This window comes from Escherichia sp. E10V5 (genome assembly GCF_004212315.1).
Lineage (GTDB): Bacteria > Pseudomonadota > Gammaproteobacteria > Enterobacterales > Enterobacteriaceae > Escherichia.
The window spans coordinates 310,782-336,038 of the sequence record NZ_RHJM01000002.1 but is presented as its reverse complement, the minus strand read 5'-3'; the positions used below and the strand labels follow the sequence as shown (position 1 = coordinate 336,038).

The following is a 25,257-nucleotide window of genomic DNA, read 5'->3' as shown; positions in this document are numbered from 1 at the left end:
TGTCCGATGGCAATGCATCTTAACGAAAACCTCGACGATAACGGCGAAATGCATGATATCAACGTGACGCCGTTTATCGACGTGATGTTGGTTCTGCTGATTATCTTTATGGTGGCGGCACCGTTAGCGACGGTAGATGTGAAGGTGAACTTGCCTGCTTCTACCAGCACGCCGCAGCCGCGCCCGGAAAAACCGGTTTATCTGTCGGTGAAGGCGGACAACTCAATGTTTATCGGTAACGATCCGGTCACCGATGAAACGATGGTTACGGCGCTGAATGCGTTAACCGAAGGTAAGAAAGATACTACCATCTTCTTCCGTGCAGATAAGACCGTCGACTACGAGATGTTGATGAAGGTAATGGATAAGCTGCATCAGGCAGGTTACCTGAAGATTGGTCTGGTCGGCGAAGAAACTGCCAAAGCGAAGTAAAGAGAATTGCCTGATGCGCTACGCTTATCAGGCCTACAAAATCTATCGCAACGTGTTGAATTTGCACGAGCTGGTAGGCCAGATAAGGCGTTTACGCCGCCTCCGGCATTCGGTGCTCAATGCCTGATGCGACGCTGGCGCGTCTTATCAGGCCTACAAAATCTATCGCAACGTGTTGAGTTTTCATGAGTTTGTAGGTCGGATAAGGCGTTTACGCCGCATCCGGCAAGGTTAAAAGCACAATGATGCCCGGTTGCTATCACACAACCGGGTATTTTTTAGCCTAAATGTTCGCCGCCACACACGCCGTGCACTTCTGCGGTGACATAGCTCGACTCCTGACTTGCCAGATAAACATATACAGGGGCCAGCTCCGCCGGTTGCCCCGCACGTTTCATCGGTGTTTTCTGACCAAACTGCGGGATCTTATCCTGCGTCTGTCCGCCGGAAATTTGCAGTGCTGTCCAGATAGGGCCTGGCGCGACAATATTCACCCGAATACCTTTCTCCGCGACTTGTTTTGCCAGGCCACGGCTGTAGTTCAGAATCGCCGCCTTCGTAGCCGCATAGTCCAGCAAATGCGGGCTTGGCTGGTAGGCCTGGATTGACGAAGTGGTGATGATACTGGCGCCTTTCGGTAGCAGGGGAATTGCTTCCTGGGTTAGCCAGAACAGCGCGAAAACGTTAATGGTAAAGGTCTTTTGAAACTGTTCGCTGGTGAGGTCTGCAATATCAGGAATGGCAACCTGTTTCCCGGCGACCAGCGCCATAATATCCAGCCCGCCTAACGCCTTATGCGCGTCGTGAACCAGCGAACGGGCAAATTTCTCATCGCTTAAATCGCCCGGCAGCAGAATGGCTTTGCGTCCGCATTCTTCAATGATCTTTTTCACATCCTGAGCATCTTCTTCTTCCACGGGAAGATAACTGATCGCCACGTCAGCCCCTTCACGGGCGTAAGCGATGGCGGCAGCGCGACCGATTCCGGAATCGCCCCCTGTCACCAGTGCTTTACGATCTTTCAGGCGACCGCTACCGACATAGGTTTTCTCGCCGCAATCTGGCACGGGCGTCATCTTCGCCTGGATGCCGGGCGCTGGTTGTTTCTGTTTGGGATATTCACCAGTGTAATACTGTGTGGTCGGGTCTTTTAAATGAGACATCGCTTTTCTCCCTTCAGGTTCAACGTCCTTTAAGGGTAGACGCACGTGCCACGGTAATCAGGGAACCAGGAAGATCCCTAAACCTCGGATTTATGCGATAACGGGTTAACGTATATGTTGATTTGCTGTTGCGTGCTGTTAACTCAATTGCGATATACTGTTGCCCGTTTTAACTACACGACAGGAATGTATGGAACGTTTTCTTGAAAATGCAATGTATGCTTCTCGCTGGCTGCTTGCCCCCGTGTACTTTGGCCTTTCGCTGGCGCTGGTTGCCCTGGCGCTGAAGTTCTTTCAGGAGATTATTCACGTCCTGCCGAATATCTTCTCAATGGCAGAATCAGATTTGATCCTCGTGTTGCTGTCGCTGGTGGATATGACGCTGGTTGGCGGTTTGCTGGTGATGGTGATGTTTTCCGGTTATGAGAATTTCGTCTCGCAGCTGGATATCTCCGAGAACAAAGAGAAACTGAACTGGCTGGGGAAAATGGACGCAACGTCGCTAAAAAACAAAGTGGCAGCGTCGATTGTGGCAATCTCTTCCATTCACTTACTGCGCGTCTTTATGGATGCGAAAAATGTCCCGGATAACAAACTGATGTGGTACGTCATTATCCATCTGACGTTTGTGCTTTCTGCATTTGTGATGGGCTATCTTGACCGACTGACTCGTCATAATCACTGATCTGATTCGGGCGCGGTTCTCGCGCCCGGTATGAACTTGTTATTTATCGGAAGATGCTTGCCACAGGTTTAGCTCGCCATCGGCGATATGCTGGTCAATCTGCGCCAGTTCTTCGGCACTAAACGCCAGATTATTCAATGCCTGCACGTTCTCCTCCAGTTGCTCTGGACGACTGGCACCAATCAATACCGACGTCACTCGCTCCTCTTTCAGCAACCAGCTTAACGCCATTTGCGCCATCGACTGACCGCGCTGCTGCGCCATTTCATTCAATAACCGCAGGCTGTTGAGGTTAGCGTCGGTGAGCATTTTCGGTGTCAGGCCGCGCACTTTATGACCTTCGCGATGCATCCGTGAATCTTCAGGAATGCCGTTGAGATATTTTCCGGTCAGCAATCCCTGGGCCAGTGGGGTGAAGGCAATGCAGCCCACGCCGTTATTTTGCAGGGTATCCAGCAGGCCACTTTTATCCACCCAGCGGTTCAGTAAATTGTATGAAGGCTGATGAATTAACAGCGGAATTTTCCACTCGCGCAGCAACTCGACCATTTTTTGCGTCCGCTCTGGCGAGTATGAAGAGATCCCAACATACAGCGCCTTACCACTTTGCACCGCATGGGCAAGCGCAGAGGCGGTTTCTTCCATTGGCGTATTTTCATCGACACGGTGCGAGTAAAAGATATCGACATATTCCAGCCTCATACGCTTCAGGCTTTGGTCGAGGCTGGCGAGCAGGTATTTACGTGAGCCGCCAGAGCCGTACGGGCCGGGCCACATATCGTATCCGGCTTTGGTGGAGATAATTAACTCGTCACGATAAGGCGCAAAATCTTCCCTCAGCAGACGACCAAAGTTCTCTTCTGCGCTTCCTGGAGGTGGCCCGTAATTGTTGGCTAAATCAAAGTGCGTAATGCCTAAATCAAACGCTTTACGCAGGATCGCACGCTGTGATTCCAGCGCGTTAACGTGACCGAAATTGTGCCATAAACCGAGCGATAACGCGGGCAGGCGTAAACCGCTTTTTCCGCAATACCGGTACTGCATCTGCCCGTAACGTTCGGGGTTCGCTAACCAGACCATGACATCTCCTTTCCACCATTCAATTTCGAAACAATGTTTCTAGTCTAGCGATTTACCTGGACGTATCCCGTAGCATCGCTCACAGAGTGACGAAAAACTGGGCAAAAACACACGCTTATGCTTTGCTTAAAAAAACAACAGTTGAGGAGTAAAACGATGCCGCGTTTGACCGCCAAAGATTTTCCGCAAGAGTTGCTGGATTACTACGACTATTACGCTCACGGGAAAATATCGAAACGTGAGTTCCTCAACCTGGCAGCGAAGTACGCGGTGGGCGGGATGACGGCGTTAGCGTTGTTTGATTTGCTCAAGCCAAATTACGCGTGGGCGACCCAGGTGGAGTTTACCGACCCGGAGATTGTCGCTGAGTACATCACATATCCTTCGCCAAATGGTCACGGCGAGGTTCGTGGTTATCTGGTGAAGCCTGCGAAGATGAGCGACAAAACACCCGCTGTGGTGGTCGTGCATGAAAATCGTGGGCTGAATCCGTATATCGAAGATGTAGCACGGCGGGTGGCTAAAGCGGGATACATCGCTCTGGCACCCGACGGTTTAAGTTCCGTTGGTGGTTACCCGGGAAATGATGATAAAGGCCGCGAACTGCAACAGCAGGTTGATCCAACCAAACTGATGAATGATTTCTTTGCTGCAATTGAGTTTATGCAACGCTATCCCCAAGCCTCGGGCAAAGTTGGCATAACCGGATTTTGCTATGGCGGCGGCGTCTCGAACGCGGCTGCCGTGGCGTATCCGGAACTGGCCTGTGCGGTGCCTTTTTATGGTCGCCAGGCACCTACTGCCGATGTGGCGAAGATCGAAGCGCCTTTACTGCTCCACTATGCTGAACTGGACACCCGAATCAATGAGGGCTGGCCCGCTTACGAGGCGGCGTTGAAGGCTAATAACAAAGTCTATGAAGCGTATATTTATCCGGGGGTTAACCATGGATTCCATAATGATTCCACGCCACGTTATGACAAATCAGCCGCCGATCTTGCCTGGCAAAGGACGCTGACATGGTTCGATAAATATCTTTCCTGAAGTGTTTATCCCTTAAAGGATAACGTCCTACATGTGCAGGAAAAAATAGCGTGCGTAAAAGTCGGAGTTTGCCTAAAATATCGCTATATATACTGATATATAACGTTTGAGGTAAACGATGAATAACCATTTCGGTAAAGGCTTAATGGCGGGATTAAAAGCAACGCATGCCGACAGTGCAGTTAATGTGACTAAATTTTGCGCCGATTATAAACGTGGTTTTGTATTAGGCTACTCGCACCGGATGTATGAAAAGACCGGCGATCGCCAGCTCAGCGCCTGGGAAGCGGGTATTCTGACGCGCCGTTATGGGCTGGATAAAGAGATGGTAATGGATTTCTTTCGTGAGAATAATTCCTGTTCTACGTTGCGCTTTTTTATGGCGGGTTATCGCCTCGAAAATTGATCAAACATACGTATTATCTTGCTTTAATTAATTACACTAATGCTTATTCCCTTCGTTTTAGCGCCCCGCCGCAGTATCATTGTAATGATAACCATAATAAATGTGTGGTAAATGGCGCATCGATCGCATTATTGATTTTGCGGTTGAGGCAAAATATATGCCAGGTCTTCGCAACGGAATAACTATAAATGACTGGAGATAACACCCTCATCCATTCTCACGGCATTAATCGTCGTGATTTCATGAAGCTTTGTGCAGCATTAGCCGCCACCATGGGGTTAAGTAGCAAAGCCGTCGCAGAGATGGCCGAATCGGTCACTAACCCGCAGCGCCCGCCGGTTATCTGGATTGGCGCGCAGGAATGCACCGGTTGTACGGAATCTCTGCTTCGTGCGACGCATCCAACGGTAGAAAACCTCGTACTGGAGACTATCTCTCTGGAGTATCACGAAGTGCTTTCTGCCGCCTTCGGCCATCAGGTTGAAGAGAACAAACACAACGCGCTCGAGAAATACAAAGGGCAGTATGTGTTGGTTGTGGATGGTTCCATCCCATTAAAAGATAACGGTATTTATTGCATGGTTGCCGGTGAGCCGATTGTGGACCACATCCGCAAAGCGGCAGAAGGCGCAGCAGCCATTATCGCTATCGGTTCCTGCTCCGCGTGGGGCGGCGTCGCCGCTGCCGGGGTTAACCCGACTGGCGCGGTCAGCCTGCAAGAAGTTCTGCCAGGCAAAACCGTTATTAACATTCCAGGCTGCCCGCCGAACCCGCACAACTTCCTCGCGACCGTTGCGCACATCATCACTTACGGTAAACCGCCGAAGCTGGATAACAAAAACCGCCCGACCTTCGCTTATGGTCGTCTGATTCACGAACATTGCGAACGTCGTCCGCACTTCGATGCTGGTCGTTTTGCCAAAGAGTTCGGCGATGAAGGCCACCGCGAAGGCTGGTGCCTGTACCACCTCGGCTGTAAAGGGCCAGAAACTTACGGCAACTGCTCCACGCTGCAATTCTGCGACGTTGGCGGCGTGTGGCCGGTGGCAATTGGTCACCCATGCTATGGCTGTAACGAAGAGGGTGTCGGCTTCCATAAAGGCATCCATCAGCTTGCCAACGTCGAAAACCAGACGCCGCGTTCACAAAAACCGGATGTCAACGCTAAAGAAGGCGGCAACGTCTCTGCGGGCGCTATTGGTTTGCTCGGCGGTGTGGTTGGGCTGGTTGCCGGTGTCAGCGTGATGGCGGTGCGTGAACTGGGTCGTCAGCAAAAGAAAGATAACGCTGACTCACGGGGAGAATAACCGTGAACAGACGTAATTTTATTAAAGCAGCCTCCTGCGGGGCATTGCTGACGGGCGCACTGCCGTCTGTCAGTCATGCGGCTGCTGAAAACCGCCCGCCAATTCCGGGATCGCTGGGTATGTTGTACGACTCGACCTTGTGCGTAGGCTGTCAGGCTTGCGTCACCAAGTGTCAGGATATCAACTTCCCTGAACGTAACCCGCAAGGGGAACAGACCTGGTCGAACAACGACAAACTGTCGCCGTATACCAATAACATCATTCAGGTGTGGACCAGCGGCACGGGCGTCAACAAAGACCAGGAAGAGAACGGCTACGCGTACATTAAGAAACAGTGTATGCATTGCGTCGATCCGAACTGTGTCTCCGTGTGTCCGGTATCTGCGCTGAAAAAAGATCCGAAAACCGGCATTGTCCATTACGACAAAGATGTGTGCACCGGCTGCCGTTACTGCATGGTTGCCTGTCCGTACAACGTGCCGAAGTACGACTACAACAACCCGTTTGGTGCGCTGCATAAGTGCGAACTGTGCAACCAGAAAGGTGTGGAACGTCTCGATAAAGGCGGTCTGCCTGGCTGCGTAGAAGTATGCCCGGCGGGGGCGGTGATTTTTGGTACGCGTGAAGAGCTGATGGCGGAGGCGAAAAAACGTCTGGCGCTGAAGCCTGGCAGCGAATACCACTATCCGCGTCAGACGCTGAAATCTGGCGACACTTACCTGCATACGGTGCCGAAATATTATCCGCATCTGTACGGCGAGAAAGAGGGCGGCGGTACTCAGGTTCTGGTACTGACGGGCGTTCCTTATGAAAATCTCGACCTGCCGAAACTGGACGATCTTTCTACCGGTGCGCGTTCCGAAAATATTCAACACACCCTGTATAAAGGCATGATGCTACCACTGGCTGTGCTGGCGGGCTTAACCGTGCTGGTTCGTCGCAACACCAAAAACGACCATCACGACGGAGGAGACGATCATGAGTCATGATCCACAACCGCTGGGCGGCAAAATCATCAGTAAACCGGTCATGATTTTTGGACCGTTAATCGTCATCTGTATGCTCCTGATTGTGAAGCGTCTGGTGTTCGGTCTGGGCTCTGTCTCCGACCTGAACGGCGGCTTCCCGTGGGGCGTGTGGATCGCGTTTGACCTGTTGATCGGCACCGGCTTTGCCTGTGGCGGCTGGGCGCTGGCGTGGGCGGTATACGTCTTTAACCGTGGGCAATACCATCCGCTGGTGCGTCCGGCGCTGTTGGCAAGTCTGTTCGGTTATTCACTGGGCGGCTTGTCGATCACCATCGACGTTGGTCGTTACTGGAACCTGCCGTACTTCTACATTCCGGGTCACTTCAACGTGAACTCGGTACTGTTCGAGACGGCGGTCTGTATGACCATCTACATCGGCGTGATGGCACTGGAGTTTGCTCCGGCACTGTTTGAACGTCTGGGCTGGAAGGTTTCTCTCAAGCGTCTGAACAAGGTGATGTTCTTCATCATTGCACTTGGCGCGCTGTTGCCGACCATGCACCAGTCTTCAATGGGGTCACTGATGATCTCGGCGGGCTACAAAGTGCATCCGCTGTGGCAGAGCTATGAAATGTTGCCGCTGTTCTCGCTGCTGACGGCGTTCATCATGGGCTTCTCGATTGTCATCTTTGAAGGTTCGTTGGTGCAGGCGGGTCTGCGTGGCAATGGTCCAGATGAAAAGAGCCTGTTCGTCAAGCTGACGAATACCATCAGCGTACTGCTGGCGATTTTCATCGTGCTGCGCTTTGGCGAGCTTATCTATCGCGACAAGCTGTCGTTAGCGTTTGCCGGTGACTTCTACTCCGTGATGTTCTGGATTGAAGTCCTGCTGATGCTCTTCCCGCTGGTGGTTCTGCGTGTGGCGAAGCTGCGTAATGATTCCCGCATGCTGTTCCTGTCGGCACTGAGCGCGCTGTTAGGTTGTGCAACCTGGCGTCTGACCTATTCGCTGGTGGCATTCAACCCGGGCGGCGGTTACGCCTACTTCCCGACCTGGGAAGAACTGTTGATTTCTATTGGTTTTGTGGCTATTGAGATTTGCGCTTACATCGTACTCATTCGCCTACTGCCGATACTTCCTCCTTTAAAACAAAACGATCATAATCGTCATGAGGCGAGCAAAGCATGAGCCAGAGAATTACTATTGATCCGGTAACCCGAATTGAAGGGCATTTACGCATCGATTGCGAAATCGAAAATGGCGTCGTTTCGAAAGCATGGGCTTCCGGTACCATGTGGCGCGGCATGGAAGAGATCGTGAAAAACCGCGATCCGCGCGATGCATGGATGATTGTGCAACGTATCTGTGGCGTATGTACTACTACTCACGCACTGTCTTCCGTTCGTGCGGCAGAGAGTGCGCTGAATATCGACGTTCCGGTTAACGCGCAATACATCCGTAACATCATTCTGGCTGCGCACACCACGCATGACCATATTGTTCATTTCTATCAGCTTTCGGCGCTGGACTGGGTGGACATCACTTCTGCACTGCAAGCTGATCCAACCAAAGCCTCCGAAATGCTGAAAGGCGTTTCGACCTGGCATCTGAACAGCCCGGAAGAGTTCACCAAAGTTCAGAACAAGATCAAAGATCTGGTTGCCAGCGGTCAGTTGGGTATTTTCGCCAATGGCTACTGGGGTCACCCGGCGATGAAACTGCCGCCGGAAGTGAACCTGATTGCGGTAGCGCACTACCTGCAAGCGTTGGAGTGCCAGCGTGACGCTAACCGCGTCGTGGCGCTGCTGGGCGGTAAAACGCCGCACATTCAGAACCTGGCGGTAGGTGGTGTCGCTAACCCAATCAACCTCGACGGTCTGGGTGTGCTGAACCTTGAGCGCCTGATGTACATCAAGTCTTTCATCGACAAGCTGAGCGACTTTGTTGAGCAGGTTTACAAGGTTGATACCGCCGTTATCGCCGCGTTCTACCCGGAATGGCTGACGCGCGGTAAAGGTGCGGTGAACTACCTGAGCGTGCCGGAATTCCCGACCGACAGCAAAAACGGTAGCTTCCTGTTCCCGGGCGGCTACATTGAGAATGCGGATCTGTCCTCGTATCGTCCGATCACTTCCCATTCCGATGAATACCTGATCAAAGGGATTCAGGAAAGCGCGAAGCACTCCTGGTATAAAGACGAAGCGCCGCAGGCACCGTGGGAAGGCACCACCATTCCGGCTTACGACGGTTGGTCTGACGACGGTAAATACTCCTGGGTGAAATCGCCGACTTTCTACGGCAAAACGGTAGAAGTGGGGCCGCTGGCTAACATGCTGGTGAAACTGGCGGCAGGTCGCGAGTCTACCCAGAACAAACTGAATGAAATCGTTGCGATTTATCAGAAACTGACTGGCAACACGCTGGAAGTGGCGCAGCTGCACTCCACGCTGGGCCGTATTATTGGTCGTACCGTTCACTGCTGCGAATTGCAGGATATCCTGCAAAACCAGTACAGTGCACTGATCACCAATATCGGCAAAGGCGATCACACCACCTTTGTGAAACCGAACATTCCGGCAACGGGTGAGTTTAAAGGCGTTGGCTTCCTCGAAGCGCCGCGCGGTATGCTCTCTCACTGGATGGTGATCAAAGACGGTATCATCAGCAACTACCAGGCGGTTGTTCCATCAACCTGGAACTCCGGTCCGCGTAACTTCAATGATGACGTCGGTCCTTACGAGCAGTCGCTGGTGGGTACACCGGTTGCCGATCCGAATAAACCGCTGGAAGTGGTGCGTACCATTCACTCCTTCGACCCGTGCATGGCCTGTGCGGTACACGTAGTGGATGCCGACGGCAACGAAGTGGTTTCAGTGAAGGTTCTGTAATGCGTATTTTAGTCTTAGGGGTCGGCAATATTTTGCTGACCGATGAAGCCATCGGTGTGCGGATTGTTGAAGCGTTAGAGCAACGATACATTCTGCCGGATTATGTTGAGATCCTCGATGGCGGCACGGCGGGAATGGAGCTGCTTGGCGACATGGCAAATCGCGATCATCTGATTATCGCCGATGCCATTGTCTCGAAAAAGAACGCGCCGGGAACGATGATGATCCTGCGGGATGAAGAAGTTCCGGCGTTGTTTACCAACAAAATCTCTCCGCATCAGCTTGGCCTGGCCGACGTCTTGTCGGCCCTGCGCTTCACCGGTGAGTTTCCGAAAAAGCTGACCCTGGTCGGCGTGATCCCGGAATCGCTGGAGCCGCACATCGGCTTAACGCCGACGGTTGAAGCAATGATTGAACCTGCGCTTGAGCAGGTTCTGGCTGCGCTGCGCGAATCAGGCGTGGAAGCTATCCCACGGGAGGCAACTCATGACTGAAGAGATAGCAGGTTTCCAGACCTCCCCGAAGGCGCAAGTACAGGCAGCATTTGAAGAAATTGCCCGGCGTTCGATGCACGATCTCTCTTTTCTGCATCCTTCAATGCCGGTGTATGTTTCCGACTTTACGCTGTTCGAAGGTCAGTGGACGGGGTGTGTGATCACCCCGTGGATGCTGAGTGCAGTTATCTTCCCCGGCCCGGATCAACTTTGGCCGCTGCGCAAAGTGAGTGAAAAAATCGGTCTGCAACTGCCGTATGGCACTATGACCTTTACCGTTGGCGAACTGGACGGTGTGTCGCAATACCTCTCCTGCTCGCTGATGTCGCCGCTTTCGCACAGCATGTCGATTGAAGAGGGCCAACGCCTGACGGATGACTGCGCGCGAATGATCCTTTCGCTGCCAGTCACTAATCCGGATGTACCACATGCAGGGCGTCGCGCCCTGCTGTTTGGTCGCAGGAGTGGCGAAAATGCATGAGTTGTCGCTTTGCCAGAGCGCCGTTGAGATTATCCAACGGCAGGCGGAGCAGCACGATGTTAAGCGCGTCACCGCCGTGTGGCTGGAAATTGGCGCGCTCTCCTGCGTTGAGGAGAGCGCCGTCCGTTTTAGTTTTGAAATTGTCTGCCACGGAACGGTGGCGCAAGGGTGCGATTTACATATCGTCTATAAACCCGCCCAGGCCTGGTGCTGGGATTGCAGCCAGGTGGTGGAGATTCATCAGCACGATGCGCAGTGTCCGCTCTGTCACGGCGAGCGGTTGCGTGTCGATACCGGCGATTCGCTGATCGTCAAAAGTATTGAAGTTGAATAACCGGAGTTAACAATGTGTATTGGCGTTCCAGGCCAGGTGCTGGCTGTCGGTGAAGATATTCACCAGCTTGCGCAGGTTGAAGTATGTGGTATCAGGCGCGACGTGAATATCGCCCTGATTTGCGAAGGTAACCCTGCCGATCTGCTGGGCCAGTGGGTACTGGTGCACGTCGGATTTGCCATGAGCATCATCGACGAAGACGAAGCCAAAGCCACATTAGACGCACTGCGCCAAATGGATTACGACATTACCAGCGCGTGATGATTAAAACCGGATGCTTTCGTAGGCCTGATAAGACGCGCGAGCGTCGCATCAGGCATTGTGCTTGATTGCCGGATGCGGCGTGAACGCCTTGTCCGGCCTACATGGCTTGCTGCGATATGCACCAACCATTACCCCTGACGCTTATCTTCCGTATTTGTCTCGAAATCACTGGCGTCATGGCGCTCATGCAACTGCTCGTTCAGCGGCCCGTTGGTGCGGTTAACAATACGCCCACGTTTCACTGCCGGACGTTCGCCCACTTCTTTCGCCCAGCGTTGCACATGCTTATAACTGCCCGCATCAAGAAACTCTGCGGCATCATACACGCCACCTAACACCACGTTGCCAAACCACGGCCAAATCGCCATATCCGCAATGGTGTACTCGTCTCCCGCAACAAACTTGTGCTGCGCCAGCTGCTTATCCAGCACGTCGAGAAGACGCTTGGCTTCCATGGTAAAGCGGTTAATGGCGTACTCAATTTTCACTGGCGCGTAATGATAAAAGTGACCAAAACCACCGCCGAGGAACGGCGCAGCGCCCTGTAACCAGAACAGCCAGTTCATCGTTTCGGTACGCTTTGCCAGATCCTGCGGCAGGAAGTAGCCAAATTTCTCGGCCAGATAAAGCAGAATCGATCCTGACTCAAACACGCGGATTGGCGGGTTATGCGTATGATCGCGCAGAGCGGGAATTTTCGAGTTCGGGTTCACTTCGACAAAACCGCTGGAGAATTGATCGCCATCGCCAATGCGAATCAGCCACGCGTCGTACTCTGCGCCGGTGACGCCCAGCGCCAGCAGCTCCTCAAGCATAATCGTTACTTTCTGACCGTTCGGCGTTCCCAGCGAATAGAGTTGCAATGGGTGTTTGCCAACGGGCAGCGTTTTTTCATGTGTCGGACCAGAAACCGGGCGATTGATATTGGCGAACGCGCCGCCAGCGGATTTATCCCACGTCCAGACTTTCGCGGGCTGATAAGTATTGTCTGCCATAGTGAGTTGCCTTCTGAGTGGTAGTGTTGAAGCAGTGTAGCAGGTCACTTGCTGTACAGAATGTGAATTTTTTAACCCTTTGCGCCAGCCGCTGCGTTGAGGTGTATGATAAGTCTAACCTCTGTCCGGTTAATGTCGCTGAGCAGGTAATCAGAGCACAACAATTACGCCAACTGCTTAGGTTGTATTGTTAAAGGTAAAGTGATGAGCAAAGGAACGACCAGCCAGGATGCCCCGTTCGGGACGTTATTGGGCTACGCCCCCGGTGGTGTAGCAATCTACTCTTCAGATTACAGTTCTCTCGATCCGCAGGAATACGAAGATGATGCCGTATTCCGTAGCTATATCGACGACGAATATATGGGCCACAAATGGCAATGCGTTGAGTTTGCTCGCCGTTTTCTCTTTCTGAACTACGGTGTGGTCTTCACTGACGTGGGCATGGCGTGGGAGATTTTCTCGCTGCGCTTCTTGCGTGAAGTGGTTAATGACAACATTCTGCCATTGCAGGCATTTCCTAACGGTTCGCCGCGTGCGCCGGTCGCGGGCGCGCTTCTTATCTGGGATAAAGGCGGTGAATTTAAAGATACCGGCCATGTCGCCATCATTACGCAATTACATGGCAACAAAGTCCGTATTGCCGAACAGAACGTGATTCATTCCCCGTTGCCGCAAGGGCAACAGTGGACGCGCGAGCTGGAGATGGTGGTAGAAAACGGCTGCTATACCCTCAAAGACACCTTTGATGACACCACTATTCTGGGCTGGATGATTCAGACGGAAGATACCGAATACAGCTTGCCGCAGCCGGAAATCGCAGGCGATTTGTTGAAGATCAGTGGAGCGCGCCTGGAAGACAAAGGCCAGTTTGACGGTAAATGGCTGGATGAAAAAGATCCGCTGCAAAACGCCTACGTGCAGGCGAACGGTCAGGTGATCAATCAGGATCCGTATCATTACTACACCATTACGGAGAGCGCCGAACAGGAACTGGTTAAAGCCACCAACGAGCTGCATCTGATGTATCTTCACGCCACCGATAAAGTGCTGAAAGATGACAACCTGCTGGCGCTGTTCGATATTCCGAAAATCCTCTGGCCGCGTTTGCGCCTCTCCTGGCAGCGTCGTCGCCACCATATGATCACCGGTCGTATGGATTTTTGTATGGATGAGCGTGGCCTGAAGGTCTATGAATACAACGCCGACTCCGCCTCCTGTCATACTGAAGCGGGCTTGATCCTCGAACGTTGGGCGGAGCAGGGCTATAAAGGCAACGGCTTCAATCCGGCGGAAGGTCTGATTACCGAACTGGCTGGCGCGTGGAAACACAGTCGCGCGCGTCCGTTTGTCCATATCATGCAGGACAAAGATATTGAAGAGAACTATCACGCTCAGTTTATGGAGCAGGCGCTGCAACAGGCGGGCTTTGAAACGCGTATCTTGCGCGGTCTAGATGAACTGGGCTGGGATGCTGCCGGACAACTGATTGATGGGGAAGGGCGACTGGTTAACTGCGTATGGAAGACCTGGGCGTGGGAAACGGCGTTTGATCAGATTCGCGAAGTCAGCGACCGTGAATTTGCTGCGGTCCCGATTCGCACTGGTCATCCGCAAAATGAAGTGCGCCTGATTGACGTTCTGCTACGCCCGGAAGTGCTGGTTTTTGAACCGCTTTGGACGGTGATCCCTGGCAACAAAGCGATTCTGCCAATTCTCTGGTCGCTGTTCCCGCATCATCGTTATCTGCTGGATACCGATTTCACTGTTAATGATGAACTGGTGAAAACCGGTTACGCCGTGAAACCGATTGCCGGTCGCTGTGGTAGCAATATCGACCTGGTCAGCCATCATGAAGAGGTGCTCGACCAAACCAGCGGTAAATTTGCCGAGCAGAAAAATATCTACCAGCAACTGTGGTGCCTGCCAAAAGTGGACGGTAAATACATTCAGGTATGTACCTTCACCGTGGGCGGCAACTACGGCGGGACGTGTTTGCGCGGCGATGAATCTCTGGTCATCAAAAAAGAGAGTGATATTGAGCCGTTAATTGTGCTGAAAGAGTAATAGACTTTTTCGCAAACCCGTGCTGATTATCAAAAATAGTCAGCACGGAAAATCGTTCATGGAATGCTCAAAATATTGAATATTGAAATACATTAAGTTAATAAATTCACAATATGAATGTATTAATGATTGAAATGATTCGACATTAATTATTTCTTAAAACTTTGAATGGCAACTTATTATCTGATACTAAAGAAATAACACTCTTTTATCGTTAAAAGATGATATTTCACTTTGCCCGCGCCGTTAAAGTCACTGATAATGCGTCCGTTCGTAAATTCAAAATGGCGTAATCTAATATATGCTAAATTTATTTGTTGGCCTTGATATATACACGGGGCTTTTGTTATTACTTGCTCTGGCATTTGTGTTGTTCTACGAAGCAATCAATGGTTTTCATGACACGGCGAATGCGGTGGCAACCGTTATTTATACTCGTGCCATGCAGCCACAGCTTGCCGTGGTAATGGCGGCATTTTTTAACTTTTTTGGCGTATTGCTTGGCGGACTTAGCGTCGCCTATGCCATCGTCCATATGTTGCCAACTGATTTGTTGCTGAATATGGGGTCAACCCACGGTCTGGCGATGGTCTTTTCCATGCTGCTGGCGGCGATTATCTGGAACCTGGGAACGTGGTTCTTTGGTTTACCGGCCTCCAGTTCGCACACATTGATTGGCGCGATTATCGGCATCGGCTTAACCAACGCGCTATTGACCGCTCGTCGGTGATGGATGCGTTAAACCTGCGTGAAGTGACCAAGATTTTCTCCTCGTTAATTGTCTCCCCCATCGTCGGCCTGGTCATTGCGGGTGGTCTGATTTTCCTGCTGCGCCGTTTCTGGAGCGGGACGAAAAAGCGTGACCGTATTCACCGCATTCCTGAAGATCGCAAAAAGAAAAAAGGCAAACGTAAGCCGCCATTCTGGACGCGTATTGCGCTGATTGTTTCCGCTGCGGGCGTGGCGTTTTCGCACGGCGCGAACGACGGGCAGAAAGGGATCGGCCTGGTGATGCTGGTACTGGTGGGGATTGCCCCTGCAGGTTTCGTCGTCAATATGAACGCGTCCGGCTATGAAATTACCCGTACCCGCGATGCCGTCATCAATTTCGAACACTATCTGCAACAGCATCCTGAACTACCGCAGAAGTTGATTGCGATGGAACCTCCATTGCCTGCGGCATCGACTGATGGCACGCAAGTGACGGAGTTCCATTGTCATCCGGCAAATACCTTTGATGCGATTGCGCGCGTTAAAACGATGCTGCCGGGCAATATGGAAAGCTACGAGCCGTTAAACGTAAGTCAACGCAGTCAGCTGCGCCGTATTATGCTTTGTATCTCTGATACCTCTGCGAAGCTGGCGAAACTGCCAGGCGTTAGCAAAGAAGACCAGAGCCTGCTGAAAAAACTGCGCAGCGATATGTTAAGCACCATTGAATATGCTCCAGTGTGGATAATCATGGCGGTGGCTTTAGCACTCGGTATTGGCACCATGATTGGCTGGCGCCGTGTAGCGATGACCATCGGTGAGAAAATTGGTAAGCGCGGCATGACTTATGCGCAAGGGATGGCGGCGCAGATGACGGCGGCGGTATCTATCGGTCTTGCCAGTTATATTGGGATGCCTGTTTCCACAACTCACGTACTCTCTTCTGCGGTGGCGGGGACGATGGTGGTAGATGGCGGTGGGTTACAGCGTAAAACGGTAACCAGTATCCTGATGGCGTGGGTGTTTACCTTACCGGCGGCAATTTTTCTGTCTGGTAGTCTGTACTGGATTGCATTGCAGCTTATCTAACCTTCCTGTTAATGCCCGGTCCTGCGATCGGGCATTATCACTTCTGACTAGCGATAACCTCGCGCTGTCATAAAATCCATTATCGCTTTTTCCGCATCAACCAGCACTTGTTCCAGCGGTTGGTTGGCATCGATATCAACCAGTTGCGCGCCTCCAAAGGTTAACTTTGGCGTTATGGCAATTTTCTTCGCCAGAGATTCTCGTTTGTGGTCAGGCTTACGTGCGCAGGCCACGTCCAGGGAGACATTGAGTTTGATGACCAGATCGGGCTTATGGCTCGCCATCCAGTGAAATGCTTTACGTTCCTGACTTGCCAACCATGACACAAACCGGCCACCTTCAACGTTAGGCGGGAACAGCGTACCATCGTAAGCGCCAGGAATCTGGTCCTGTGGATAACGGTCGGTCAAAACAATTAACCCGCGACGACGACAGGCAAGCATATGACGAAAGCGCAGTAAGCGGCGGGCGACAAACGCTGTAATTACCAGCGCCGGAACTGGCCCAGGCAATTTTTTCGCTGTTTTCACTTTATTGCGTTCAATTGATTTATTAAGCGATTTTCCCATTAAGGGCAGTTTTACCACTGCACGACCGACATTTCCGGCTTGCTTTCCTAAATGAACTCTTTCTGCGGCACCATATTTTTCGACAACGGTAATGAGATGTTCACAAACCGTTGACTTGCCTGAACCATCACTACCAATAACGGCTATTAATGGAGGTGTTATAGACTGCATGAATATATCCTTAAATTTAAATATCCATCCCAAATATTTATCTGTTTAATATGTTTTAATGAAAGCGTAATTCAGGTCAATGTCACAATTAACCATTGTCACAATAAGGTTGAGCGGATATTCTGAGCACGGACCACGTAATATTCAATACATTATTTGCTGCCGGGTTTTTCGTGAATCAACGTAATATGTCAATAATTAATTCCATGCCAGTGCGTGTTATTGCCATTGTGGGATGTGATGGTTCAGGTAAATCGACCCTCACGGCAAGCCTGGTGAATGAACTGGCAGCAATAATGCCAACAGAACAAATTTATCTTGGGCAGTCTTCCGGACGAATTGGCGAATGGATTTCACAGTTCCCTATAATTGGCGCCCCTTTTGGGCGTTATCTGCGGGGTAAGGCAGCTCATGTACATGAAAAGCCCTCAACACCGCCTGGCAATATTACCGCGCTGGTTATCTATTTGCTTTCCTGCTGGCGGGCGTACAAGTTTCGCAAAATGTTGAGAAAAAGCCAGCAAGGCTTTTTGTTGATTACCGACCGTTACCCGCAGGTTGAAGTCCCTGGCTTTCGTTTTGATGGTCCACAACTGGCTAAAACTAAAGGCGGTAATGGCTGGGTAAAAATGTTAAGGCAGCGCGAGCTGAAGCTGTACCAATGGATGGCGTCTTATTTGCCCGTATTGTTGATTCGTCTTGGCATTGATGAACAAACCGCGTTTTCGCGTAAACCTGACCATCAACTGGCGGCGTTACAGGAAAAAATCGCCGTTACGCCGCAACTGACTTTCAACGGCGCCAGGATCCTTGAACTGGATGGTCGGCAACCAGCCGATGAAATCCTGCAAGCGTCACTACGTGCAATTCACGCCGCACTTTCCTGATCACTAAAATGGATAGGGGATGATTTAAAGAATGGATGCACTACAAACGCAAGCTGTTAACAGCACTACCGCGTCGCAGCCCAGCTACATTCCGGGGCTAATTGCGGTGGTCGGGTGCGATGGCACCGGCAAATCCACGCTGACCACCGATCTGGTGAAATCATTGCAACAGCACTGGCAAACCGAGCGGCGCTATCTGGGGCTACTGTCCGGTGAAGACGGCGACAAAATCAAACGATTACCGTTGGTTGGTGTCTGGCTGGAGCGGCGACTGGCGGCAAAATCCTCGAAAACCCAAAGCATGAAAACTCGCTCTCCGGCGCTCTGGGCGGCGGTGATTATGTACTGCTTCTCGCTGCGAAGAATGGCGAACCTTCGTAAGGTTCAGCGACTGGCGCAAAGCGGCGTACTGGTGGTCAGCGATCGCTTTCCGCAGGCGGAAATTTCCGGTTTTTATTATGACGGGCCGGGGATTGGCGTCGAACGCGCGACCGGGAAAATCAACCAATTTCTGGCGCAGCGCGAGCGACAGTTATACCAACAAATGGCGCAGTACCGTCCTGAATTAATCATTCGTTTGGGGATTGATATTGATACTGCCATCTCCCGCAAGCCTGACCATGACTATGCCGAGTTGCAGGACAAAATCGGCGTCATGTCGAAGATTGGCTATAACGGCACAAAAATTTTAGAGATTGATTCCAGAGCGCCCTACAGCGAAGTGCTGGAACAGGCACAGAAAGCGGTTTCTCTGGTTGCCATCGTTTCTGACCGCCGAAGCTTGACTTAAGGCAGACGGGATATTTTTCATTTTTCAACGATAAGGTCTGGCTGAATTGGCAGGTTTTAACATCAAACATTGGTTTGCAGATGGAGCCTTTCGCACCATTATTCGTAACAGCGCCTGGTTAGGTTCCAGCAATGTCGTGAGTGCCTTGCTGGGCTTACTGGCGCTTTCGTGCGCCGGTAAAGGAATGACTCCAGCGATGTTTGGCGTACTTGTCGTCATACAGTCTTATGCCAAGTCGATTAGTGATTTTATTAAGTTTCAGACATGGCAGTTGGTGGTGCAGTACGGAACGCCAGCATTAACCAACAATAATCCCCAGCAATTCCGCAATGTCGTCTCATTTTCCTTCTCGCTGGATATCGTCAGTGGTGCGGTGGCGATTGTCGGCGGCATTGCCTTACTGCCATTCCTTTCCCATTCATTAGGTCTGGATGACCAAAGCTTTTGGCTGGCGGCGCTCTATTGCACACTTATTCCTTCAATGGCTTCCTCCACGCCGACCGGCATTTTGCGTGCGGTTGATCGCTTCGACTTAATTGCTGTACAGCAGGCGACGAAACCTTTTCTGCGTGCGGCGGGCAGCGTAATCGCCTGGTATTTTAACTTTGGCTTTGCCGGATTTGTTATCGCCTGGTACGCATCGAATCTGGTTGGCGGCACTATGTACTGGTGGTTTGCCGCGCGCGAATTACGCCGCAGAAATATCCATAACGCGTTCAAATTGAATCTGTTTGAGTCTGCCCGACACATCAAAGGCGCATGGAGTTTTGTCTGGTCAACCAACATTGCCCATTCCATTTGGTCGGCGCGTAATTCATGTAGCACGGTACTGGTGGGGATCGTATTAGGGCCAGCTGCTGCCGGGTTATTTAAAATCGCCATGACATTCTTCGATGCTGCCGGGACGCCCGCCAGTTTGTTGGGTAAGAGTTTTTACCCTGAAGTCATGCGATTAGATCCACGAACTACCCGACCGTGGCTCCTGGGCGTGAAGTCTGGATTACTGGCTGGTGGGATTGGCATTCTGGTGGCGCTGGCCGTGTTAATCGTTGGCAAGCCACTTATTTCACTGGTGTTTGGTGTTAAGTATCTCGAAGCGTATGACCTGATCCAGGTGATGCTCGGAGCCATTGTTATTTCGATGCTGGGCTTCCCACAGGAGTCATTATTGCTAATGGCTGGGAAACAGCGTGCTTTTCTCGTGGCGCAAACCATCGCCTCTATCGGCTACATCGTGTTGCTGTTCATGTTCTGCCATCTGTTTGGCGTGCTGGGGGCAGCATTTGCTTACTTCGGTGGGCAATGTCTTGATGTGGTGCTCTCGTTAATTCCGACATTAAAGGCGTTCTTTCAACGCCATTTATTGGCCTATAACGCAGTGGGAGAAAAATCCCAATGATGAAAAAATATTTTCCACTTGAGGTCAGTGAGCGTTTATTTATCGCGGTCGAAGAAGATGATGTTGTTGACGCTCAAGTTAGCTTACCACCAACGATCGCACTGCGTTGTTCATCGGAAATTATTCATGATAATTATGCATTATGCCTGAGATTCTGGTTGGACGGAGTCAATCGCAAGGCGTTACTCCACCTGACCCTGAAGCAGGCTAAAGGTGACCCTCTTACCGACGAAGAACGCAAACAGTATAAATACATGCGAGCGCGCTACAAGCATCTGCGTTTTGCGCAACGGCTGTATTTAAAGAAGCATCAGGCTGGTTTTTTATTTGGCAAAACGACCGTTTTTCTGGGGCGTTTTCAGGATGGTTTTCGTAACGGTAAGAAAAATATTGTGTCGTATTACGGCAACCTGTTACGTATTTATTTAAGCTCTCCTGTCTGGTGGCTGGTGAACTATTCATTACGCCATAGCCAGCTAGAAAGCGTTAATGGTTTTATCGCTTATCGGCAGAAGCAAATGCGCATCCTGAAAGAAATTATTGCCAGGCCGCAGCTAACCGGCAGGGAATTTCATGATGTGCGAAAAATCATCAGTCAGCAGGTTTCTTATTACGACACTCTAAGATCGCTTGATCCCGAAAATACAGAGGCGTTGCAGATTTCCCGCTTCCTGGCGGCCATTAATGGCCTGATGGGGGATAAGCACGACGACATGGTGGCGGATGATTTGGACAATCGCCAATCGTATGATGCGCCAGTGGCACTCGACAGCGATACTCGTCAGCGCTTAGAACTGCTGATTTCGCGTTTTCCGCTATAACCGGAGTAATGATGTCCTCTCGTCTGATTACTGCGCTGATATTTTCACTCTTCTCGTTCGGCGCTACTGCGCACAATTTCGTCATCGGAAAACCGGTCACACCTGTTTATATTCAGGACGGTGGCGAATTACTGCTCAAAAATGACGAAATTTACTATCAAAAGTGGAACAGCACGCAGCTGAAGGGAAAAGTCCGCATTATTCAGTATATCGCCGGACGAAAGTCAGCGAAGAAGAAGAACTCTCTGTTAATCAAAGCAGTAGAAACAGCAAACTTTCCTCAGGATCGTTTTCAGCCCACCACCATTGTGAACACCGATGATGCCATCTTCGGCACCGGCTATTTTGTGACAGGTAAAATTGAAAAAAATAAACGTCGTTATCCGTGGGCGCAATTCGTAATCGACGGCAGCGGTCTGGGGCGCGTTGCCTGGCAACTGCCGGAACAGAGTTCAACCATTCTGGTGCTGAATAAATACGGGCAAATTCAGTGGGCGAAGGACGGCAGCCTGACGCCAGAAGAGGTTGATCAGGTCATTGCGTTGGCGCAGAAGCTGATCAATGAATAAAAAACTCAAAGGATTGAGGACGTTAGTGAGATGAAGCGGGTTGAACACTACATCATGCGTGGTACGCGCCGTCTGGTGCTGATTATCGTTGGTTTTTTGATCTTTATCTTCGCCAGTTACTCTGCACAGCGTTACCTGACCGAAGCAGCCAATGGGACTTTAGCGCTTGATGTAGTACTTAATGTTGTTTTCTACAAAGTGCTGATAGCGCTTGAAATGTTACTTCCAGTGGGCCTGTATGTGTCGGTTGGTGTGACACTTGGGCAGATGTATACCGACTCGGAAATTACCGCTATCTCTGCGGCGGGCGCCAGTCCCGCACGTTTGTATAAAGCCGTTCTGTATCTGGCAATTCCATTAAGTATTTTTGTCACGCTGTTGTCGATGTATGGTCGGCCCTGGGCTTATGCGCAGATTTATCAACTGGAACAACAGTCGCAGTCGGAGCTGGATGTTCGCCAGTTGCGGGCAAAGAAATTTAACACTAACGATAACGGACGAATGATCATTTCGCAGACGGTTGATCAGGATAATAATCGCCTGACTGACGCGCTGATTTATACTTCTACTGCCAATCGAACCCGTGTTTTCCGCGCCCGTTCGGTTGATGTGGTTGACCCATCACCCGAGAAACCGACCGTTATGTTGCACAACGGGACCGCCTATCTTCTTGATCATCAGGGTCGTGACGACAACGAACAGATCTACCGTAATCTGCAATTACATCTTAATCCACTGGATCAAAGTGCCAACGTCAAACGTAAAGCAAAATCGGTCGCGGAACTGGCGCGCTCTGTATTTCCTGCCGATCATGCCGAACTGCAATGGCGACAAAGCCGTGGCCTGACAGCGTTGTTGATGGCTCTGCTGGCCATCTCTTTAAGTCGGGTAAAACCGCGGCAAGGGCGATTTTCAACGTTACTGCCACTGACGTTGCTGTTTGTTGCCATTTTTTATGGCGGTGACGTCTGCCGTACGCTGGTGGCTAACGGCACGATTCCCCTCATTCCTGGTTTGTGGTTAGTGCCCGGACTCATGCTAATGGGCCTGTTGATGCTGGTCGCACGCGACTTCTCCTTGCTGCAGAAATTTTCCCGATGAATGTTTTCAGTCGCTATTTAATCCGCCATCTCTTCCTCGGTTTTGCTGCCGCTGCCGGGCTACTGCTGCCGCTTTTTACCACCTTCAATCTGATTAACGAACTGGATGATGTCAGCCCCGGTGGTTATCTCTGGACTCAGGCGGTGCTGGTGGTACTGATGACCTTACCGCGCACACTGGTCGAACTTTCGCCGTTTATCGCGTTATTGGGTGGGATTGTTGGTCTCGGGCAGTTATCGAAAAATAGTGAACTTACCGCCATTCGCAGCACGGGGTTTTCTATCTTCCGTATTGCACTGGTGGCGCTGGTCGCCGGGATACTGTGGACTGTTTCGTTAGGCGCGATTGATGAGTGGGTGGCGTCGCCATTGCAGCAACAGGCGCTGCAAATCAAATCGACTGCCACCGTGTTGGGGGAGGACGATGACATTACCGGCAATATGCTGTGGGCCAGGCGCGGCAATGAATTTGTAACGGTGAAATCGCTAAATGAACAGGGCCAGCCGGTAGGCATAGAGATATTTCACTATCGCGACGATCTCTCGCTCGAATCCTACATTTATGCACGCAGTGCCACCATTGAAGACGGCAAAACGTGGATCCTGCACGGCGTGAATCATAAAAAATGGCTGAATGGCAAAGAAACGCAGGAAACATTAGCCAATCTTGGCTGGCAATCGGCATTCACCAGTATGAACCTTGAAGAGTTATCGATGCCGGGGAATACTTTTTCTGTCCGTCAGCTCAATCATTACATCCATTATTTGCAGGAAACCGGACAACCCAGCAGCGAATGCCGCCTTGCACTGTGGGAGAAGCTGGGGCAACCCATTTTAACTCTGGCAATGATTTTACTGGCTGTGCCCTTTACCTTTAGCGCCCCGCGCTCACCGGGGATGGGTAGCCGTCTCGCTGTAGGCGTCATCGTTGGCTTGCTTACCTGGATTAGCTATCAAATCATGGTCAATCTGGGATTGCTATTTGCGTTGAGTGCGCCCGCTACCGCACTCGGTTTACCAGTAGCGTTTGTGCTGGTGGCGTTAATGCTGGTGTATTGGTACGACAGGCAACATTAATAATCCCGCCGTGGGGTAACACCACGGCGGCCAATATTACTGCTTCAGGGTCGCAAATGCCTGAATGATGGCATCGATTTGTTCACAACTGTGGGCAGCGTTTACGCTACAGCGCAACAGCGTAATACCCGCAGGCGCGGCAGGTGGCAGGATAAGATTCACATACACGCCCAGCGAAATAAGCTCACGCCAGATGCGTAAACCTTCCTCTTTCGAACCGATTATTACCGGCACTACCGGACTAATATGTGAGCTTAACTCGTAACCCAGTTTTTGCAGCCCGTCATACAGATGGTTGGCATTATCCATCAGTTTTTGCCGCAGCTCTGGTTGAGTGGCAATGGTTCTTAACGACGAGCGCACGGTTGCAATGCAGGAAGGAGAAGGGGAGGCGGTAAAAATATACGGACGGCTGCCGTAGCGCAGCACTTCCATCGCTTCCGAACCCACGGCAAAACCACCAATAGAAGCCAGGCTTTTACTGAAGGTGCCAACGATAATATCCACATCATCTTCAACGCCAACGGCTTCAACCAGTCCGCGCCCCGTTGCGCCTAACACGCCAAATGAATGCGCTTCATCGACAATCAAATAACCGCCGAGACGACGTTTGATATCAACGATTTCCGCCAGCGGCGCAACGTCACCGAGCATACTGTAGATGCCCTCAACGATGATAATCGCCTCTTTTGCCCGTTCACCGAGGCGAACCATGCGACGTTCCAGATCGTTGGCGTCATTATGGCGGAAACGAATAATTTCCGCGCCGCCGAGAGAACAGGCGTCATAAATACTGGCGTGGCTGTCAGCATCCAACAACACCACGGCGTTATGGTCGGCAAGTGCGCTGATGACACCTAAATTAGCGGTATAACCGGTTGAAAAAACGATAGCGGTAGGACGATTGAAAAACTCGGCGATCTCTTTCTCTAACGCCAGATGCGGCGCATAACTACCATTAGCCATACGTGAACCGGTGGTGCCGGTGCCTTGCGTTGCTAGCGCTGCCTGACCATCGGCGATGGCATTATGATTGAAGGTTAAACCGAGATAATTATTGGTCCCGGCCAGAATCACTTTTTTATCGCCAATGCGCCCTTCGGTGGCGGAGTACACTTCATCAATACAGGTGCCAAACGGCGTTAACCCGTTATCGCTAAATTGCAGTCGCTCGCCCGCAAGACGCGCATATTTATCGTATAGCCCCATTATTTATTCTCCAGCCATGGAAGTAGTGTTTCCATTAATTGCACAGGGGTTTTGACATCCAGCAGAATATTAATAGGAATGGAAATATCAAATCTGTCTTCCAGCATCATTAAGAGATCCATCACTTTAATCGACTCCAGGCCGAGATCGTTGACGAGATCGCTGTCAGGCTTAATTTCCACACCGTTTTCGACCAAATCCTGTAAACAGGAAAGGATGTAATCCATTACTATTTCACGATTTACCATAGAAACGTTAA

At 51.1% G+C, this 25,257-nt stretch carries 26 protein-coding genes and 1 pseudogene; 21 read left to right on the top strand and 6 right to left on the bottom strand.

Going from position 1 to position 25,257, the window contains the following annotated elements; translation table 11 throughout:
• The first annotated feature begins 6 nt into the window (after positions 1–6).
• Entirely contained in the window at positions 7–432 is a 426-nt protein-coding gene (gene exbD / locus D9738_RS01990) for a TonB system transport protein ExbD (protein ID WP_130208035.1), read from the top strand.
• Positions 433–710: 278 nt separating this feature from the next.
• Here exbD and yghA read toward each other — a convergent pair whose 3' ends face one another.
• Positions 711–1,595 carry an NADP(+)-dependent aldehyde reductase gene (gene yghA, locus D9738_RS01985; protein ID WP_130259448.1) on the bottom strand — a complete coding sequence of 295 codons (885 nt, stop codon included), beginning with the start codon at positions 1,593–1,595 and terminating at the stop codon, positions 711–713.
• A gap of 190 nt (positions 1,596–1,785) precedes the next feature.
• On the opposite strand from yghA, the gene D9738_RS01980 reads away from it, so the two are divergent.
• A complete protein-coding gene (locus D9738_RS01980; RefSeq protein WP_000439331.1) occupies positions 1,786–2,280 on the top strand; it encodes a TIGR00645 family protein in 495 nt (164 codons plus the stop codon).
• Between the two features lie 39 nt (positions 2,281–2,319).
• On the opposite strand, the gene gpr is transcribed toward D9738_RS01980, so the two are convergent.
• Positions 2,320–3,360 (bottom strand): L-glyceraldehyde 3-phosphate reductase, encoded by a 1,041-nt coding sequence (gene gpr, locus D9738_RS01975; protein WP_130259447.1) that lies wholly within the window; start codon positions 3,358–3,360, stop codon positions 2,320–2,322.
• Positions 3,361–3,516: 156 nt separating this feature from the next.
• Here gpr and yghX point away from each other — a divergent pair, with 156 nt between their 5' ends.
• The 10 genes from yghX to hybG all read left to right on the top strand — a co-directional run bounded on the left by yghX (position 3,517) and on the right by hybG (position 11,544).
• Positions 3,517–4,404 carry a YghX family hydrolase gene (gene yghX, locus D9738_RS01970; RefSeq protein WP_130259446.1) on the top strand — a complete coding sequence of 296 codons (888 nt, stop codon included), beginning with the start codon at positions 3,517–3,519 and terminating at the stop codon, positions 4,402–4,404.
• Positions 4,405–4,522: 118 nt separating this feature from the next.
• Positions 4,523–4,810 (top strand): DUF2623 family protein YghW, encoded by a 288-nt coding sequence (gene yghW / locus D9738_RS01965; RefSeq protein ID WP_001059136.1) that lies wholly within the window; start codon positions 4,523–4,525, stop codon positions 4,808–4,810.
• A gap of 188 nt (positions 4,811–4,998) precedes the next feature.
• The gene (gene hybO / locus D9738_RS01960; RefSeq protein WP_130259445.1) at positions 4,999–6,117 is read left to right on the top strand and encodes a hydrogenase 2 small subunit; all 1,119 of its coding nucleotides are present in this window, start codon (positions 4,999–5,001) and stop codon (positions 6,115–6,117) included.
• A gap of 2 nt (positions 6,118–6,119) precedes the next feature.
• Positions 6,120–7,106, top strand: coding sequence for a hydrogenase 2 operon protein HybA (gene hybA, locus D9738_RS01955; RefSeq protein ID WP_001081870.1), 987 nt, complete (start codon positions 6,120–6,122; stop codon positions 7,104–7,106).
• Complete coding sequence (hybB, locus tag D9738_RS01950; protein ID WP_000017694.1) at positions 7,096–8,274, top strand: Ni/Fe-hydrogenase cytochrome b subunit; 1,179 nt, start codon at positions 7,096–7,098, stop codon at positions 8,272–8,274. The genes hybA and hybB overlap by 11 nt, the downstream gene beginning before the upstream one ends.
• Complete coding sequence (hybC, locus tag D9738_RS01945) at positions 8,271–9,974, top strand: hydrogenase 2 large subunit (RefSeq protein WP_000083065.1); 1,704 nt, start codon at positions 8,271–8,273, stop codon at positions 9,972–9,974. The genes hybB and hybC overlap by 4 nt, the downstream gene beginning before the upstream one ends.
• Entirely contained in the window at positions 9,974–10,468 is a 495-nt protein-coding gene (locus D9738_RS01940; RefSeq protein WP_001221940.1) for a HyaD/HybD family hydrogenase maturation endopeptidase, read from the top strand. The genes hybC and D9738_RS01940 overlap by 1 nt, the downstream gene beginning before the upstream one ends.
• Complete coding sequence (gene hybE / locus D9738_RS01935; RefSeq protein WP_000134014.1) at positions 10,461–10,949, top strand: hydrogenase-2 assembly chaperone; 489 nt, start codon at positions 10,461–10,463, stop codon at positions 10,947–10,949. The genes D9738_RS01940 and hybE overlap by 8 nt, the downstream gene beginning before the upstream one ends.
• Positions 10,942–11,283, top strand: a complete 342-nt coding sequence (gene hypA, locus D9738_RS01930) for a hydrogenase maturation nickel metallochaperone HypA (RefSeq protein ID WP_000544953.1) — start codon at positions 10,942–10,944, stop codon at positions 11,281–11,283. The genes hybE and hypA overlap by 8 nt, the downstream gene beginning before the upstream one ends.
• 12 nt (positions 11,284–11,295) lie before the next feature.
• Positions 11,296–11,544 (top strand): hydrogenase maturation factor HybG, encoded by a 249-nt coding sequence (hybG, locus tag D9738_RS01925; RefSeq protein WP_000334900.1) that lies wholly within the window; start codon positions 11,296–11,298, stop codon positions 11,542–11,544.
• Positions 11,545–11,675: 131 nt separating this feature from the next.
• Here the strand turns inward: hybG and yghU are convergent, their stop codons facing one another.
• Entirely contained in the window at positions 11,676–12,542 is an 867-nt protein-coding gene (yghU, locus tag D9738_RS01920; RefSeq protein ID WP_126665286.1) for a glutathione-dependent disulfide-bond oxidoreductase, read from the bottom strand.
• A 204-nt stretch (positions 12,543–12,746) separates the two neighbouring features.
• On the opposite strand from yghU, the gene gss reads away from it, so the two are divergent.
• Together gss and pitB are read left to right on the top strand one after the other, a co-directional pair.
• On the top strand, positions 12,747–14,606 hold the full coding sequence (gene gss, locus D9738_RS01915; RefSeq protein WP_130208023.1) for a bifunctional glutathionylspermidine amidase/synthase: 1,860 nt from the start codon (positions 12,747–12,749) through the stop codon (positions 14,604–14,606).
• A 301-nt stretch (positions 14,607–14,907) separates the two neighbouring features.
• A pseudogene (pitB, locus tag D9738_RS01910) lies at positions 14,908–16,406 on the top strand (inorganic phosphate transporter PitB).
• Positions 16,407–16,453: 47 nt separating this feature from the next.
• Here pitB and D9738_RS01905 read toward each other — a convergent pair.
• The gene (locus D9738_RS01905; RefSeq protein ID WP_130259444.1) at positions 16,454–17,146 is read right to left on the bottom strand and encodes a dTMP kinase; all 693 of its coding nucleotides are present in this window, start codon (positions 17,144–17,146) and stop codon (positions 16,454–16,456) included.
• Between the two features lie 173 nt (positions 17,147–17,319).
• Here D9738_RS01905 and D9738_RS01900 point away from each other — a divergent pair, with 173 nt between their 5' ends.
• From D9738_RS01900 to lptG, 7 genes are read left to right on the top strand one after another with little or no spacing between them, the layout of a single operon-like run.
• Entirely contained in the window at positions 17,320–18,033 is a 714-nt protein-coding gene (locus tag D9738_RS01900) for a dTMP kinase (RefSeq protein ID WP_130259443.1), read from the top strand.
• A 31-nt stretch (positions 18,034–18,064) separates the two neighbouring features.
• Entirely contained in the window at positions 18,065–18,823 is a 759-nt protein-coding gene (locus tag D9738_RS01895; RefSeq protein WP_130259442.1) for a hypothetical protein, read from the top strand.
• Between the two features lie 46 nt (positions 18,824–18,869).
• Positions 18,870–20,222, top strand: coding sequence for a lipopolysaccharide biosynthesis protein (locus D9738_RS01890; protein WP_130223985.1), 1,353 nt, complete (start codon positions 18,870–18,872; stop codon positions 20,220–20,222).
• Complete coding sequence (locus tag D9738_RS01885; protein ID WP_130259441.1) at positions 20,219–21,043, top strand: hypothetical protein; 825 nt, start codon at positions 20,219–20,221, stop codon at positions 21,041–21,043. The genes D9738_RS01890 and D9738_RS01885 overlap by 4 nt, the downstream gene beginning before the upstream one ends.
• 11 nt (positions 21,044–21,054) lie before the next feature.
• Positions 21,055–21,612 (top strand): YtfJ family protein, encoded by a 558-nt coding sequence (locus tag D9738_RS01880; RefSeq protein WP_130259458.1) that lies wholly within the window; start codon positions 21,055–21,057, stop codon positions 21,610–21,612.
• A gap of 30 nt (positions 21,613–21,642) precedes the next feature.
• On the top strand, positions 21,643–22,713 hold the full coding sequence (lptF, locus tag D9738_RS01875) for an LPS export ABC transporter permease LptF (RefSeq protein WP_130259440.1): 1,071 nt from the start codon (positions 21,643–21,645) through the stop codon (positions 22,711–22,713).
• Positions 22,710–23,789, top strand: a complete 1,080-nt coding sequence (gene lptG / locus D9738_RS01870) for an LPS export ABC transporter permease LptG (protein ID WP_130259439.1) — start codon at positions 22,710–22,712, stop codon at positions 23,787–23,789. The genes lptF and lptG overlap by 4 nt, the downstream gene beginning before the upstream one ends.
• Positions 23,790–23,825: 36 nt before the next feature.
• Here lptG and D9738_RS01865 read toward each other — a convergent pair whose 3' ends face one another.
• Together D9738_RS01865 and D9738_RS01860 are read right to left on the bottom strand one after the other, a co-directional pair.
• Positions 23,826–24,998 (bottom strand): aminotransferase class I/II-fold pyridoxal phosphate-dependent enzyme, encoded by a 1,173-nt coding sequence (locus tag D9738_RS01865; RefSeq protein WP_130259438.1) that lies wholly within the window; start codon positions 24,996–24,998, stop codon positions 23,826–23,828.
• Positions 24,998–25,246 carry an acyl carrier protein gene (locus D9738_RS01860; protein WP_001697422.1) on the bottom strand — a complete coding sequence of 83 codons (249 nt, stop codon included), beginning with the start codon at positions 25,244–25,246 and terminating at the stop codon, positions 24,998–25,000. Before D9738_RS01860 ends, D9738_RS01865 begins: the two co-directional genes overlap by 1 nt.
• Positions 25,247–25,257: the final 11 nt, after the last annotated feature.

What these genes read in the sequence shown, in the direction of transcription:
- D9738_RS01980 (WP_000439331.1), top strand. Translation starts at nt 1,786, where the DNA reads ATGGAACGTTTTCTTGAAAATGCAATGTATGCTTCTCGCTGGCTGCTT.
- hybC (WP_000083065.1), top strand. Translation starts at nt 8,271, where the DNA reads ATGAGCCAGAGAATTACTATTGATCCGGTAACCCGAATTGAAGGGCAT.
- lptG (WP_130259439.1), top strand. Translation starts at nt 22,710, where the DNA reads ATGAATGTTTTCAGTCGCTATTTAATCCGCCATCTCTTCCTCGGTTTT.
- gss (WP_130208023.1), top strand. Translation starts at nt 12,747, where the DNA reads ATGAGCAAAGGAACGACCAGCCAGGATGCCCCGTTCGGGACGTTATTG.
- yghU (WP_126665286.1), bottom strand. Translation starts at nt 12,542, where the DNA reads ATGGCAGACAATACTTATCAGCCCGCGAAAGTCTGGACGTGGGATAAA.
- hybB (WP_000017694.1), top strand. Translation starts at nt 7,096, where the DNA reads ATGAGTCATGATCCACAACCGCTGGGCGGCAAAATCATCAGTAAACCG.
- hypA (WP_000544953.1), top strand. Translation starts at nt 10,942, where the DNA reads ATGCATGAGTTGTCGCTTTGCCAGAGCGCCGTTGAGATTATCCAACGG.
- exbD (WP_130208035.1), top strand. Translation starts at nt 7, where the DNA reads ATGGCAATGCATCTTAACGAAAACCTCGACGATAACGGCGAAATGCAT.
- D9738_RS01865 (WP_130259438.1), bottom strand. Translation starts at nt 24,998, where the DNA reads ATGGGGCTATACGATAAATATGCGCGTCTTGCGGGCGAGCGACTGCAA.
- D9738_RS01885 (WP_130259441.1), top strand. Translation starts at nt 20,219, where the DNA reads ATGATGAAAAAATATTTTCCACTTGAGGTCAGTGAGCGTTTATTTATC.
- D9738_RS01860 (WP_001697422.1), bottom strand. Translation starts at nt 25,246, where the DNA reads ATGGTAAATCGTGAAATAGTAATGGATTACATCCTTTCCTGTTTACAG.
- yghX (WP_130259446.1), top strand. Translation starts at nt 3,517, where the DNA reads ATGCCGCGTTTGACCGCCAAAGATTTTCCGCAAGAGTTGCTGGATTAC.
- hybO (WP_130259445.1), top strand. Translation starts at nt 4,999, where the DNA reads ATGACTGGAGATAACACCCTCATCCATTCTCACGGCATTAATCGTCGT.
- D9738_RS01940 (WP_001221940.1), top strand. Translation starts at nt 9,974, where the DNA reads ATGCGTATTTTAGTCTTAGGGGTCGGCAATATTTTGCTGACCGATGAA.
- gpr (WP_130259447.1), bottom strand. Translation starts at nt 3,360, where the DNA reads ATGGTCTGGTTAGCGAACCCCGAACGTTACGGGCAGATGCAGTACCGG.
- D9738_RS01880 (WP_130259458.1), top strand. Translation starts at nt 21,055, where the DNA reads ATGTCCTCTCGTCTGATTACTGCGCTGATATTTTCACTCTTCTCGTTC.
- hybE (WP_000134014.1), top strand. Translation starts at nt 10,461, where the DNA reads ATGACTGAAGAGATAGCAGGTTTCCAGACCTCCCCGAAGGCGCAAGTA.
- yghA (WP_130259448.1), bottom strand. Translation starts at nt 1,595, where the DNA reads ATGTCTCATTTAAAAGACCCGACCACACAGTATTACACTGGTGAATAT.
- lptF (WP_130259440.1), top strand. Translation starts at nt 21,643, where the DNA reads ATGAAGCGGGTTGAACACTACATCATGCGTGGTACGCGCCGTCTGGTG.
- hybG (WP_000334900.1), top strand. Translation starts at nt 11,296, where the DNA reads ATGTGTATTGGCGTTCCAGGCCAGGTGCTGGCTGTCGGTGAAGATATT.
- D9738_RS01895 (WP_130259442.1), top strand. Translation starts at nt 18,065, where the DNA reads ATGGATGCACTACAAACGCAAGCTGTTAACAGCACTACCGCGTCGCAG.
- D9738_RS01905 (WP_130259444.1), bottom strand. Translation starts at nt 17,146, where the DNA reads ATGCAGTCTATAACACCTCCATTAATAGCCGTTATTGGTAGTGATGGT.
- yghW (WP_001059136.1), top strand. Translation starts at nt 4,523, where the DNA reads ATGAATAACCATTTCGGTAAAGGCTTAATGGCGGGATTAAAAGCAACG.